The 13,650-nt window shown below is 64.1% G+C and carries 12 protein-coding genes; 11 read left to right on the top strand and 1 reads right to left on the bottom strand.

All coding sequences use genetic code 11. The features are described 5' to 3' along the window. Window positions 1-11 precede the first annotated feature (11 nt). Genes ACSQ9A_RS38920 through ACSQ9A_RS38910 form a run of 3 tightly spaced genes read left to right on the top strand, consistent with a single transcriptional unit; the run spans window position 12 to window position 2,018 of the window. Window positions 12-374: a hypothetical protein gene (locus ACSQ9A_RS38920; RefSeq protein ID WP_436308027.1), complete on the top strand. Its 363-nt coding sequence runs from the start codon at window positions 12-14 to the stop codon at window positions 372-374. Between the two features lie 14 nt (window positions 375-388). Next, window positions 389-1,672: an RNA-guided endonuclease InsQ/TnpB family protein gene (locus ACSQ9A_RS38915; RefSeq protein WP_436298153.1), complete on the top strand. Its 1,284-nt coding sequence runs from the start codon at window positions 389-391 to the stop codon at window positions 1,670-1,672. Continuing rightward, entirely contained in the window at window positions 1,665-2,018 is a 354-nt protein-coding gene (locus ACSQ9A_RS38910) for a hypothetical protein (protein WP_436298154.1), read from the top strand. Before ACSQ9A_RS38915 ends, ACSQ9A_RS38910 begins: the two co-directional genes overlap by 8 nt. Before the next feature lie 28 nt (window positions 2,019-2,046). On the opposite strand, the gene ACSQ9A_RS38905 is transcribed toward ACSQ9A_RS38910, so the two are convergent. Next, window positions 2,047-2,760: a hypothetical protein gene (locus tag ACSQ9A_RS38905; protein WP_436298155.1), complete on the bottom strand. Its 714-nt coding sequence runs from the start codon at window positions 2,758-2,760 to the stop codon at window positions 2,047-2,049. A 373-nt stretch (window positions 2,761-3,133) separates the two neighbouring features. Here ACSQ9A_RS38905 and ACSQ9A_RS38900 point away from each other — a divergent pair, with 373 nt between their 5' ends. From ACSQ9A_RS38900 to ACSQ9A_RS38865, 8 genes are all read left to right on the top strand, one after another. Next, the gene (locus tag ACSQ9A_RS38900) at window positions 3,134-3,727 is read left to right on the top strand and encodes a TcpQ domain-containing protein (protein WP_436298156.1); all 594 of its coding nucleotides are present in this window, start codon (window positions 3,134-3,136) and stop codon (window positions 3,725-3,727) included. A 53-nt stretch (window positions 3,728-3,780) separates the two neighbouring features. Further along, the gene (locus ACSQ9A_RS38895; RefSeq protein ID WP_436298158.1) at window positions 3,781-5,355 is read left to right on the top strand and encodes a type II secretion system protein GspD; all 1,575 of its coding nucleotides are present in this window, start codon (window positions 3,781-3,783) and stop codon (window positions 5,353-5,355) included. 71 nt (window positions 5,356-5,426) lie between these two features. Beyond that, entirely contained in the window at window positions 5,427-6,866 is a 1,440-nt protein-coding gene (locus ACSQ9A_RS38890; RefSeq protein ID WP_436308026.1) for a hypothetical protein, read from the top strand. A 5-nt stretch (window positions 6,867-6,871) separates the two neighbouring features. Further along, window positions 6,872-8,161: an RNA-guided endonuclease InsQ/TnpB family protein gene (locus tag ACSQ9A_RS38885; RefSeq protein ID WP_436298160.1), complete on the top strand. Its 1,290-nt coding sequence runs from the start codon at window positions 6,872-6,874 to the stop codon at window positions 8,159-8,161. A gap of 109 nt (window positions 8,162-8,270) precedes the next feature. After that, window positions 8,271-9,032, top strand: a complete 762-nt coding sequence (locus ACSQ9A_RS38880) for a hypothetical protein (RefSeq protein ID WP_436298161.1) — start codon at window positions 8,271-8,273, stop codon at window positions 9,030-9,032. A 228-nt stretch (window positions 9,033-9,260) separates the two neighbouring features. Next, on the top strand, window positions 9,261-11,114 hold the full coding sequence (locus tag ACSQ9A_RS38875) for an ATPase, T2SS/T4P/T4SS family (protein WP_436298162.1): 1,854 nt from the start codon (window positions 9,261-9,263) through the stop codon (window positions 11,112-11,114). After that, window positions 11,115-12,224 carry a hypothetical protein gene (locus ACSQ9A_RS38870; RefSeq protein ID WP_436298163.1) on the top strand — a complete coding sequence of 370 codons (1,110 nt, stop codon included), beginning with the start codon at window positions 11,115-11,117 and terminating at the stop codon, window positions 12,222-12,224. It abuts the gene before it with no gap. Between the two features lie 97 nt (window positions 12,225-12,321). After that, entirely contained in the window at window positions 12,322-13,596 is a 1,275-nt protein-coding gene (locus tag ACSQ9A_RS38865) for an RNA-guided endonuclease InsQ/TnpB family protein (protein WP_436298164.1), read from the top strand. Window positions 13,597-13,650 lie beyond the last annotated feature (54 nt).

Here is a 13,650-nt window from a genome sequence, read left to right as displayed (position 1 = left end):
GGACGATCACCGTGGCTGGAATGGATGACTTTTACGCAGATATGCACCGCGGGATCGAGCGAAACCGCAACGCGGCAGACCAAATCGAGACGGCGGCCAGGTATCAACAGGCAGTCAACCAGATAGCGGCCGAGCGCGACGAGATTCAGAAGGATTACGACACCCTCATTGGTCAGAATGCGGGCAACTTAGCACTTCGGTATTCGTATGCGGCCGAACTGGCAAAGTATGTGCCCGATCACCCCTTGGTCAGGGACGCCGCCTTGCGAGACCGTATCGTTCGCCACGCAAAAGACACGATCAGGGCGACCAACGGAAACTGGGACGCTGTCCGAGAACTTGGCGCGACGTTCACCATGCCCCGCCGTTCCTAATTTGCCGTTCTCAGATGCCCGACACCCTCCGAGCGTATCGCTTCCAGCTTCGCCCGCGCCCAGCGCAGGAGAAGCAGCTGGCCCGCTATGCAGGCATGCTGCGCTGGCTCTGGAATCGTGCGTTGGTAGAACAGCAGGCGAGGCGGGAACGCGGTGAGCCCTATGCCAACTACGTGGCCATGGCCAAGTGGCTCACGGCCTGGCGCAACGCCCCAGAAACGCGGTGGCTGGCCGAAGGCCCCGTGCATCCCCAGCAGCATGTCTTGAAGCGATTGGAAGCGGCGTTCCAGAGGTTCTTCGACAATGCGAGGGCGAGGAAGACGGGGAAGGCGCCCGGCTATCCCCGCTTCAAGAAGCGGGGCGATGAGTCGGGCATCCGGTTTCCGGACAACCAGAAATTCAAACTGGACGCGAGCAACGCTCGCATCCAGCTGCCCAAGCTCGGCTGGGTGCGCATGCGCATGAGTCGGCAAGTCGAGGGCGAGCTGCGCAATGCCAGCGTCACCCGTGAGGGGGAGCGCTGGTATGTGGCCATCCAGACGCTGCGGCCGGGCGTGCTGCCTGGTGCTGGCGTCGCGCCGACGCTCGGCATCGACCTTGGCGTCGCGAACTTTGCGGGCCTCTCGGATGGACGGCTGATCGCACCGCTCGCGGCCCTGGCCGCGCAGCAGCGGCGCCTGCGGCGCTATCAGCGCAGCGTCAGCCGCAAGGTGAAAGGCTCGTGCAATCGCAAGAAGGCGGCGGTCAAGCTGCGGAAACTGCACAGGCGTATCGCGCAGCAGCGCAACGACTGGCTGCACAAGCTCACGAGCGGCCTGGCGGCCGAACATCCCGTCATCGTGATCGAGGACCTTCATATCGCCGTGATGAGCGCCTCGGCGCGTGGCAACGCAACGCAGCCGGGCAGCAAGGTGCGCCAGAAGGCGGGTTTGAATCGCTCGATCCTCGACCAGGCCTGGGGCGAATTCGGGAGACAGCTCGACTTCAAGACGGCGGCCGCCGGCGGCGCTGTCGTCAAGGTCGCGCCCGCTTACACCAGCCGCACGTGCCGTATATGCGCCCACGAAGCGGCCGAGAACAGGAAGACGCAAAGCATCTTCGCCTGCGTGGCCTGCGGGCACGTTGAGCATGCCGACGTGCATGCGAGCAAGAACATTCTGGCCGCGGGGCACGCGGCCTGGGCTTCTTTGACGAAGCCCGATGCCTGTGGAGGGGTGGTCAGACGCGCAGCTTCCGCAAGGACGAAGCGCGCAGCCCCGGCGAAGCAGGAACCCTCCGAAGGAGTGGCATGTGCGTAAAGCGCAGTCTGCCTCAGCAGGAATCCTCGTCCTTCAAGGGCGGGGAGGATGTCAAGGGAAGCTTCCTTTTCTCGCATTGAACGGCAGGGCGAACAGACCTTCCCAGGCGGGTTTCATCGCCCTGATTCGGCATAAGTACCTGACGCTGGATGGCGAGGCCGGCCTGTCCATCGCCGAGGTTTGCGACTACCTTGGCTTCGAGGCATTCGCGCACAGCACAGGCAATTCGCCGCCCGACTCGAGCCGTCGTCCCAACCTTGCGGCGATGGCGCCGAATGACGCGATCGCGCGGGAGCATATCCAAGGCCTGCCCACCAAACTGGGCACGGCCACCGCGAGCGCCTAAGCGTCCTGGTTCGACCAGGCCGACCGCGTCAGCCGCGCGGCGCCGCCGCGGCTTCCTCGGGCTGCTGTTCCAGTTCGAGCTGCTCGAGTTGCGAGTGGCGCTCGATCTCGTAGCTCGCTATGACCGCCTCCTCTGCGGACAGATCTCCGGTGTGAAAGACCAGGTGGAAGGTCATCGGTGAGGTACCGGCCAGGTCGCGGATCGGCAGATAGACCATGGGGCTGTCGCCAATGCGGAAGTCCTGCAGGCCCGAGCGCACTCGTTGGACGAAGGCGTCGAGGCTCTCGCCCACGGCGGCCATCTCCGGAGCGTGCCGGTAAATCCGGGCGATGAATCGGCGGAACTCGGTCGAGTCGTCGTCCAGAAGTGTCGGCTTGTCCCGTCGCCCGAATCCGGCTTGCACCCGGACAGGTGTTGCCAGGAAGGCGAACTCCTCTTTGCTCATCTCGCTGACCGGCCGCGCCGACAGGAGCGCGAACCGGGCGTCCTTAGCCGCCTCGCGCTTGCCATCGGCCTGGCCAACGACCTTTCCTTGCGGATCGACGCAGTACCACACAGCGATCGCGCCTGACCTGCTCGAGCTCACCTTGAAGGCGTGCCCAACCAGGTCGGGATAGAAGTCAGTCGGTTGTTGGGAGTGATAGCGCAAGGCGATCTCTGCCGACGCCGCAGCATGGGCTTCGCTGGGCCCGGAGCCCAGGACGCGATAGCCATAGCGCTCGTAGATCTCGTCGGTCGCCATCACCAGAAACTGCTCTTCCGGATTGCGCAGGGACGTGGATCGTCCGCTTGCGCCCAGGTCAGCGCCTCGATCTCGGGGGAAGGCCTAAGGCGGCCGGGATGTGCGGCACTCCGAGCTCAGCGTCCCTGAGAGGTTGTCATGCGCAGATGGCCCTCTGTGGGGGATCGGCCGACTCAATACGTTCGTAACGGAAGTCGGGCGCGGATTTGCAAAATTGCATCGCCAACATCGATCGTATCCTTGCAACGCAAAGAATGACCATGTTTTAATCCGTGCACATTCTTTTGTAGCGACCTTCTTACGGGGAACAAAAAACGGATCAAAAATGCTCGCGAGACAGATGACACAGCCGCAAGGCCGTCCAGTCGCAGCCATGTTCTCCATGTTCTCGGGCCATCTCCGCTTCCGTCGTTCCCCCATCCACCCGCAGCCGATCGGCCTCCTTCCTCCTCAAGCAATGTTCATGACCGCACCTCGACGCGCCTCGGCGCGGGCAACGACCAGCGCACATCGCGCGATTCTTCTCGCACTCGTCCTGGCGGCCTCGACGGGAAGCGCGCTTGCTGGCTTCGTGGACAACCGGCCAGCGCCGGCCCCTGTCGCCCCCAAGGGCGCCGCCGCGGGGGAGGGTGCGGTGGCAACTCCGGTGGGAGGCGCCGTACCGGCGGCACCAGCAGCTGCGGTGGCGCAACCCTTCACCATCTCTCGAAGCGACAGGACGATTCGTGAGGCGCTGGTTAGCTGGTCCAAGCGTGCTGGCTGGACGCATGACGCCGAGCACTGGACCGTCCCCTTCGATCTGCCGGTTCTCTCCTCCGCCGATCTCGGCGTCGACTTCAAAGGCGCCGTCCGCGCGCTGCTGTCCAGCACGGACCTGACAAACATGCCCCTTCAGCCCTGCTTCTATTCGAACAAGGTGCTGCGCGTCGTTCCCAGGGCCGAGCTCTGCGATCGGATGAGCAACTGATTCGCGCGCGAAGCCGCCCATCCCGCACAACGATCGCTCAGGACTTACAGAACATGATCTCCATTCGCCTCACACTTCTTCCTTTGGCTGTCGCCGTCCTTGCAGGCTGCGCGTATCAGAAGAGCGTTCAGGTCGACGCCGGCGTGGCCGACAAGGACATTGCCGCCAAGCGCAATCCTTTGGTTGACCAGATCCGTGATTCAGAGCGTGTGCGAATCGCTGCCCAGGACGTGCAGCGTCCCTTCATCGCTGGCAATCAGGAGCCCCTTGCGCGCGAGATCAAGATGCCTGCGGCGCTGCGCCGCTCGGTGCCGATCACGGCCAATTTCCAGCGCGGCTCGGTCGACCTGCAGACCGCGCTGAACCAGGTCGCCGAGGCCTCAGGCCTGATCATCACGGCAACGCCTGATGCGCTGCTCCCGCCCAGCATGTTCGCGCCAAAGATGGCCGCCAAGGATGCGCCGATCCTCGGTCCGTCGCGTGTGCAGCTCCAGGCGTCGAACGTGCCCTTGTGGCAGTTGCTCGACGACATCGCTCGCCAGGCCGACGTCTCCTGGCGTCCGGTGACCACCGGAGCCGAGTTCTATCGAGTCGAGACCAAGATCTTCCATCTCGCAGCCATTCCGCAGGTGGCGACCACGTCCGCGACGCTCGGTCGCAACGGTGGCTCGAACAATGTGTTCGAGTCGCAGAGCAAGACCGGCTTCACGACCAAGGATCAAAACCTGATCACGGGCATGAAGGACACGATCGACGCGCTGCTCAGCGCCAGCGGCAAGGCCGTGATCAGCCAGGAAAGCCAGACCCTCGTGGTCACCGATACCGCGCCGGCGCTCGTGCGCGTCGGGAAGTACGTCGAGGACCAGAACAAGCTGATGTCGCGTCGCGTGCGGGTCCTGATCGAGTCCATCGAAGTGACCACGAAGGATGACAACGACTACGGGATGGACTGGAACCTGATCTACAAGGCGGCGAACAGCGCGATCTCGGTCACCTCGCCGGCATCCCTTGTCGCATCCCAGGTCGGGACCACCGGCTGGGCCCGCACGACCGGTTCACTCACGGGAAGTGACGCGGTGGTCCAAGCTCTGAACGAGGTCGGCACCGTGGTGAACCGTCGCTCGTTCCCTTTCACGACCACTTCGGGCCGCCCTGTGACCCAGGCCATCCGCACGACCTTCAACTACGTCGACCAGGTGCAGGCGACGGCCGTGAGCTCGTCGATCATCAGCACGAGCGCCCAGGCGCCGACGGTGACCCAAAAGGAAGAGACGGTGGGCACGTTCGTGACCCTCGTGCCGACAGCCAAGGCTGACGGAACGATCTTCCTGTCGGTGAGCTTCGACGTGACGAGTGCGCAGCCGCTGAAGGCCTTCACCGTGGGCTCGGGCGATTCCGCTGTGACCGTTCAGCAGAAGACCATCGACGGCCAGGGCGTGATTCAGGAAGTGCCGGTGCGCTCGGGCCAGACCGTCGTCATCGGCGGCATCGAATCCAACTCCAACTCGGTCACGAGCCGCCGCCTCGGCGCAAACCTGCCGCTGATCATGGGTGGCTCTGATCAAGGCCGCCACACCAAGAGCCGGATGGTTCTGCTCGTGACAGCGATCGCGGAGGAAGGCATCTGAACGCATGTGAGCGCGACGTTTGTCGCCGCCTCGCCTGACTGACCAGACCTCCAGCGAACCAGGAATCCTCTGTGGACTTTTTCAAGAAGAAGACGAGATCGAATCAGGACAGCGGCCGTGCACCGCTGGTGGTTGCGGTTGACGAAAACGAACCGAAGGCGATCGCCTTCGGTGTGAGCTGGCGCGCGGTCGCGTCCCGTTCTTCCGGTCGTCAGGACGCAATCAAGATCGCGCGCGGGGGTGGTGCGACCCACCTGATCTCCACGCTGCAACAGTTCGGCTACGGCTTGGTGCCGGCGAGCGCTGCGCCGGAAGGAACCACGGTTTTCGCAGCAGCTCGCGTCGCCGCGCGCCAGCACGGCGGCGATGCGATCTACGCTCTCAAGCTCTTCTCCGACAGCAACGAATACTGGTTCGCAGTGATCCGGGGCGGACAGCCGTCCTCGATCGATCGCATCATCATGTCCGACAACGACATGGAGCTGATCGAGGCTGCTCGGCAGGAGATCGAGAACGGCGTTGAAGACAACGTCGCCTACACGATCTTCACGAACCTTGAAGATCACGACCTGAGCGATAAGGCCCGCAGCCTGACTGCCGCCGATCTCCTGCTCGCCGCGACAGGGGAGGAGGACGTACTCCAGCCGCTGCCCAAGAAGAGTGGGCAGATCCCGACGCCGGTGATCGCAGTCGTCGGCGTGGCCGTCCTGGTCGCCTTCGGCAACAAGGGTTCGAGCCTCTACAAAGAGAAGGAACGCCAACGCCTTGCGCGCCTCAGCCAGAGCGCAGAGGAGCCGCCTGAGCAAGCCTGGGCGCGCGCTACCAAGGCATGGGCCGATGCGCACCGTGCCGCCGATCCGCAAGGGCTCGCCGCCGTGCGGGTGTCGCTCGGCTCCGTGCCGCTGGTTTGGGGCGGATGGGACCTGCAGAGCGCCACCTGCAATGCAGCTCCGCCGGTGGTGCCGCAGCCCGGCGCGGCTGCCCAGGGGGATCAGCGCTGGGGTTGCGCTGCGACCTACACCCGGAGCCAGGTCGGTCACCTGAATCGCGAGATGAAGGAGAACATTCCCGCTGGCTGGACGGTGCAGTACCGGGGCCTGGACACCATCGTCGCGAGTTGGAACGCCTCGCAGGCGTCGCAACCCTTCAAGTACGAGGCGCTGCGCTCGATCGAGACCCACATGGTGGAGACGGTCAGCCGCCTACAAAGGCTTCAACCCGCTTTCGGCCAGGTCGGCGACCTGACGTTCGTGCCGGTCGAGATCACGCCGCCTCGCAAGGGCGATGGCACCGCGGTGCCCATGGTTCCATCGGTGCCCCAGTTGCGCGCCGCCACGTTCACGTTGAAGGCCCCGCTACGGAGCGTCGACGCCCTCATCGATGCGGGTGTCGAGGCGGACTGGCAACAGATCAGCATGTACTTCAAGCGGGCTGACGGCGAGAAGGTGGATCTCAAGTCCTCTGCTTTGACCGCGGACATCAAGGCCGTGATCTACGCCAATGCGCGGTGACCAGAATGACCGTCGAACCGTCCCTCCGAGCCTACCGTTTTCAGCTTCGCCCTCGCCCGGCGCAAGAGAAACAGTTGGCCGGCTATGTTGGCATGCTGCGCTGGATCTGGAACCGAGCTTTGAGCGAGCAACAGGCCAGGTGCGAACGCGGCGAGCCCTACGCGAACTACGTGGCCATGGCCAAGTGGCTAACGGCTTGGCGCACGGCGTCGTCGCAGACCCAGTGGTTGGCCCAAGGCCCCGTGCATCCCCAGCAACAGGTTCTGAAACGCCTCGACACGGCATTCCAGAGGTTCTTCGCCAATGTCAAGGCGGGGAAGAAACCTGGCTACCCGCGATTCAAGAAGCGGGGAGACGAGCCAGGCATCCGATTTCCTGACAACAAGCGATTCAAGCTGGATGCGAGCAACGCTCGCATCCAGCTGCCCAAGCTTGGCTGGGTGCGCATGCGCATGAGCCGAGCGATCGAGGGCGATCTGCGCAACGCCACCGTCATCCGAGAAGGGCACCGCTGGTTTGTAGCGATCCAAACGCTGCAGCCTGGCGTCCTACCGAAGGGCGGCGTCGCACCGACTCTCGGGATCGACCTGGGCGTCGCGACTTTCGCGGGCCTGTCGGACGGACGCCTCATCGCACCGCTCGCGGCGATGAAGACGCAGCAACGACGGCTTCGGCGCTATCAGCGAAACGTGAGCCGAAAGACGAAGGGTTCGTGCAACAGAAAGAAAGCCGTCGAAAAGCTGCGCGCGCTGCACAAGCGCATTGCGCAGCAGCGCAGTGACTGGCTGCACAAGCTCACGAGCGGCCTGGCAGCCGAGCATCCCATCATCGCGATCGAGGACCTGCGAGTCGCGGCAATGAGCGCCTCGGCGCGCGGCAGCGCCGCGCGGACCGGCAACAAGGTGCGCCAGAAGGCGGGATTGAATCGTTCGATTCTGGATCAGGCTTGGGGCGAGTTCGCGCGCCAACTCGAGTACAAGCTCGCTGCCGTGGGCGGCGCTGTCGTACGGGTCGATCCGGCATACACGAGCCGCACGTGCCGAGTCTGCGGGCATGAGGCGGCCGACAACCGGAAGACGCAAAGCGTTTTCGCCTGCGTGGTCTGCGGCCATGCGGAGCATGCCGACGTGCATGCGAGTAAGAACATTCTGGCCGCGGGGCACGCGGCCTGGACCTCGGACGCAAGTCCCCGATCCTATGCCTGTGGAGGGGTGGTCAGACGCGCGGCGTTCGCAAGGACAAAACGCGCAGCCCCTGCGAAGCAGGAACCCACCGAGGGAGTGGCCCGTGCGTAACGCCCAGCCCACCTCAGCAGGAATCCTCGACCTTATAGGCCGGGGAGGATGCCAACTACGCCAAGCAGTGATCAGCCCCCGACCTCAATCTCTCAAAGGCACCTCTTCCATGCAAATCCTTCGTCTTCGTCACGTTGCAGCGCTGGCCGCAACCGCGCTCGCCGGCCTGGCGCTTACTCACGTCGCACATGCTGCCGATGGCCCCGCCGCGCTGGACAAGGCGCCGCAGACCCCAGCGATGCGCGACAGCGTGATCACCGTGGATTCGCTGATCACGAGTGAGAACCGGTTGGCACTCGCTCATTCCAAAGAGCAGTCAATCGCTGCTGGCCTGACCCAGCCGGCGCCGAAAGCAGCGGCGCCGGCGGGACCACCGCCGGGCAGCATCAGCGTCGTATCGATCTATGGCATCGAGAACGATTTGCGGGCGAACATCAACTTCAACGGCGAATCGTATGAGCGAGTGCGCGCCGGCGCTCGGCTTGGAAGCTGTGTGATCACCGCGATCAACGGCCGCTCGGTTGTTCTGAAAGCCGCCCGCAAGGGCGTACCAGCCGCAGCATGCCCCAGCGGCAAGTGGACCGGAGTCACCCCGGTTCCCACCGGCGAACAGATGGCAGATAGGGTTAGGGCCACTTTGGGCGCTATGCCGTCGCCCGCCCTCCCGACGCCCTTCAGCTCGGTCGGTAGCCCGACCTTGCCCCTGCAAGCCAGCGCTCGTGGTCCGGCCCCACTGAGGGTGAACCAGCCGACAGTGCAGCTCATTCCGGGCGGACCGCTGGCGCCTGGCCAGACCTCCATCCCCTTGATCCCCCGCCAGCTCGAGCCGGTGCTGGACGAACGTCTGCAAACGCCCCCCGCTACCAACTGACCAGGATCGGACCCACATCAGATGTTCGGACTCGGCAAATCGAAGCAAAAGGCTGCGCCAGCAGCGCGTACCGTCGCGGGCACCCGGTCGGTGGCAAAGCCGGCGCCGGCCGGCGGCGCTCCTCGTCGCATCGCTACGCCTGGACAGCCGGCGGGTCCTGCGGCCGTGACGGAAGGTCCTGACGTCGCCAACTGGGGTGGCGTTCGCTTCAGCCGCACGCCAATCGCCATGGCAGACGACCTGGCGAAGATCGTTTTCGAGAAGGTCGTGAACGAGGAGGTGAAGCTCGCGCCTCACCTGTACGCCTCCATCGCGGTCGCCAAGGTGCGCGCCACGGACAAGATCGTCATGCTCTTCGTCGACAAGGAAAAGGCGAAACGCGAGGAGGTCGAGGCGGTTGTCCAGCAGCTCGCCAAGCGCGACTACCGCCTGACCGAGACCCCCGTGCAGGGGCACTTCGCCAGCTCAGGCCTGGTGATGGCACTGTCGCAGGGCGACATCACGCAGTCGAGCCTCCAGTTCGAGCGCGACGTATCGCGCGATCCAACGAAGAACGCGCTCATGTCCGCGTTCACCGACGTTGTGTCCTGGGCCTACGCGAACAAGGCGGACGACATCGACTTCGCCGTGGACCGCGAAGCCGCGAAGAGCCAGATTTGCTTCAAGATCGGCGGCCGGTACATTCGCCCGGAACGGTTCCTACTGCCGACTGACACGGTGATCGCCATGCTCGGCATTGCTTGGCAGAAGTCGGGCGGCGGCGCGTCGCCGCAGTTCGACATGAAGGTCGAGCAGCAGGCCCTGGTGAAGATCAATCTGCCGCGCAGCCCAGCCATCCCCGACGGCGCCCGCGTGCGCCTGCGCTGGAGCGGCATGGCCATCGACAAGGGTGTTGTGGTCACCACCCGGATTCAGCGCCTGGGCGAGTCGGCTGCGATCCGCTCTCTGGACGCCGCCGGCTACCTGGACAGCCAGCTGGACATCATCCGCCGAGTGATCAACTCCGAAGGCGGAATGGTCGTGCTCGCCGGCGTGGTGGGCTCGGGCAAGTCGACATCCCTGGTGCAGATGATCAACATGCTGCCCACGGACATCAAGATCCAGTCGTTCGAAGATCCCGTCGAATTGGAGCTGAAGAACGCCTACCAGAAGACCATCACGCGCGATCTGGCGCAGGCAGGCGACGACAAGTCCTTCCTGTCGGCCACGCGGGCTCTGTATCGCTCGGCGCTCGACGCGCTCTATCTCGGTGAGATCCGTGACCGCGAGACGGGCCTGGTTGCCCGCCAAGTGGTCGAGTCGGGCCACAGCGTCTATACGACGACCCACGCCCGCTCCAGCCTCGGTATCGCCGAGCGTTTCGCGTCGCCGGCGATCGCAATCAACCGCGAGGTACTGGCCACGCCGGGCATCCTGAAGCTGTTGGTCTACCAAGCCCTCCTGCCCACGAATTGCCCGCATTGCGCGCTGTCACCGAATGACTATGCGCACGCCTTCACGCTCAATGCAGAGAAGCTCGAGGAACACAACCGCTACTTCGATCGGTTGGAGCGCCTCTACCACATCTCCCGCGACGTGTATCGCCTGCGCAGCTCGCGCGGCTGCAAGTTCTGCATCAAGGAAGAACTGCCCGAACTGAACGGCTTCTCCGGCCGCACGGTGGTCAGCGAACTGGTCGAGCCCGACGAGCAGATGCTCGAATACATCGGAGCGGCCGATGGCGCGCTGAAGCTCTACAAGTACTGGCGCTCGATGGCATCGGACAGGTTCGACGACCCCAACCTGGTGGGCAAGAACACGATGGAGTGCGCGATCTACAAGGGAGTCCGGGGCACCACCGAGGACGGAAAGTCCGTCGGCTTGATCGACCCTCGCGAGATCGAGCCGCGATTCATGAGCTTCGAGACGGTGGAAGGCCGGCGCGACCATGAACGAGCTGTCGCCGCGCGCCGTAACACGAGCCATATCTCCGTGCCGGAGAACTACGTCGCAGATTCGCCTTCGGCTGCTTCGCTCCTGCGTGCGCCCTCGGCCGCTGTGGTCCCGCTTCACACTGCCGCGGCCGTAAGGGAGGGTGCGTAAATGACCGTCAAGGTTCCGTTCGGTATTCGCCAGGCGGCGGCGAAGTTCGGGCGCCAGCGCGCGGACTACTACACCTACATCGCCGACAAGCTCGAGGGTGGAAAGGGTGACATCAAGCTCCTCGGCATCTTCGAGAAGGATGCCGATCGCTACGGCTCGACTGCGCGCGCAAAGCTCTCCACCTATTGGGCCGAGCAGTACTCGACCAACGGGGCAAACCTGTCGGCCGCATGGCGCGGGACGCTCCCGGACGACGAGGTCGCGATTATCGACGTGGCCCAGGACGCCGGAGCAGGGGCTCTGCTGGCCGCGTTGCGCGACGTCTCGCGCATCGCGCGGCTCTCGGACCAGGTGCGCAATGAGTCCGTGGGGACGCTGGCCGCCGCCGCCGTGGGCCTGACGATTGCAATCGGGATGCTGACGATCTTCCCGTGGTTCTCAGCACACAAGCTGCAGGAGATCTATTCGTTCATCCCGCTGGATCAGTGGGGCCCCAAGGGCACGTTCTTCAACAACTGGGCTGCCAACGTCCAGGGCTATGGGCTGTACCTGGTCCTGCTGCTCGTCATCGCGATCGTGACGATCCACTGGACGGTGAACAACCTGACCGGCCAGGTGCGCGATTGGCTCGATGAGCACGTGGCGCTCTACAGGGTGGTGCGCGATGTCAAGGGCGCTCTCTTTCTGGCCACGATGGCGACGCTGACCCGCAAACGGGGCAACACGATGTTCACGTTGAGTGAGTCGCTCAGCACCTTCGCGCGCTCCGTTCGATCGCCCTGGCTGCGTTGGCGCGTCGAGCAGATCGCCGAGGGTGTTGACGCTACGGGTGCAGTTGGTACCGAGGCGTTCCGGACGAATTTGCTCTCGATGGAGATGTACTACTTCCTGCAGGACATGCAGGAGGCACGAGGCTTCTCCGAGGGCTTCGAGGAGACAGGCCGCTACGTCGAAAAAACGATGCTGGAGAAGATCCTGAAGCGCATGGCCATCTATCGCTGGGTGCTGCTGATCTCCGCCGTCTGCATCGTGATCGGCGTGATGGCGACTCAGTTCGGCGTCATCTACGAGATGAAAGGCGTCATGTCTGCCTACTACAGCACGAAGTGACCGCGTCATACATCGTCTTTTAGGCGGCGAAGGCAAGCGTGAATTTCTCATGGCGACCTAGCGCAATGAGTCCCTGCTTCTACATACTAGTTTTCACATGCCCGACATCCTTCGAGCTTATCGCTTCCAGCTCCGCCCGCGCAAAGCGCAGGAGCGGCTTCTTGCCCGCTACACGGGCATGATGCGCTGGCTCTGGAACCGCTCGCTTGCCGAACAGGAGGCTCGTCGCGAGCGCGGCGAAAAGCACGCACGATACGTCAGCATGTGCGCTTGGCTCACGGAGTGGCGTAACGCGCCAGAGACGTCATGGCTGAGCGAAGGCCCCGCGCACGCACAGCAGCAGGTGCTGAAGCGACTAGATGCGGCATTTCAGGCGTTCTTCGCGAACGTGAAGGCGGGAAAAAACCCGGGCTACCCCCGCTTTAAGAAGCGAGGCGAGGAGCCTGGCATTCGCTTCCCGGAACGCAAGCAATTCAAGCTGGACGAGCTCAATGGCCGCATCCATCTTCCAAAGCTTGGCTGGGTGCGAATGCGCAATAGCCGGCAGATCGCAGGCGAGGTGCGCAATGCGACCGTCACCTGCGAGGGTGACCGCTGGTATGTGGCGATTCAGACGCTGCAGCCTGGGGTGTTGAAGGAGACTGGGGTCGCACCGACGCTCGGCATTGATCTGGGCGTCACGAACTTTGCCGGGTTGTCGGATGGACGACTCATCGAGCCGCTCGGTGCGATGAAGGCGCAGCAGCGACGTCTGCGACGCTACCAGCGCAGCGTTAGCAGGAAGGTCAAGGGCTCGAATAACCGCGAGAAGGCGGTCGTAAAGCTGCGAGTGCTGCACAACCGCATCGCGCAGCAGCGCAACGACTGGCTTCATAAGCTCACGAGCGGGCTGGCGGCGAAGCATTCGGTGGTCGCGATCGAGGACCTGCGCGTGGCTGCGATGTGCGCCTCGGCGCGCGGGAGCGCGCAGAGGCCGGGCACGAATGTCCGTCAGAAAGCCGGCCTCAATAGGGGCATCCTTGATGCTGCTTGGGGCGAGTTCAGGCGCCAGCTCGAATACAAGCTTGTTGCCAATGGCGGTGCGCTTGTCGCGGTGAACCCGGCCTACACCAGCCGCACGTGCGCTGCTTGCGGCCACGAAGCGGCGGAGAACAGGAAGAGCCAGGCGCTCTTCGCCTGCGCGGCCTGCGGCCACACAGACCATGCGGACATCAATGCCGCAAAGAACATTCTGGCCGCGGGGCACGCGGTCTGGGCTTCTTCATCGAAGCCCGATGCCTGTGGAGGGGTGGTCAGACGCGCGGCGTTCGCAAGGACGAAGCACGCAGCCCCGGCGAAGCAGGAACCCACCGAAGAGGCAGGCGGTGCGTAACGCGCAGCGCGCCTCAGCAGGAATCCTCGTCCTTCAAGGGCGGGGAGGATTTCA

Source organism: Variovorax sp. LjRoot290 (assembly GCF_964253985.1).
Classification (GTDB): domain Bacteria; phylum Pseudomonadota; class Gammaproteobacteria; order Burkholderiales; family Burkholderiaceae_C; genus Variovorax.
This window is presented reverse-complemented; position numbering and strand designations above follow the sequence as displayed.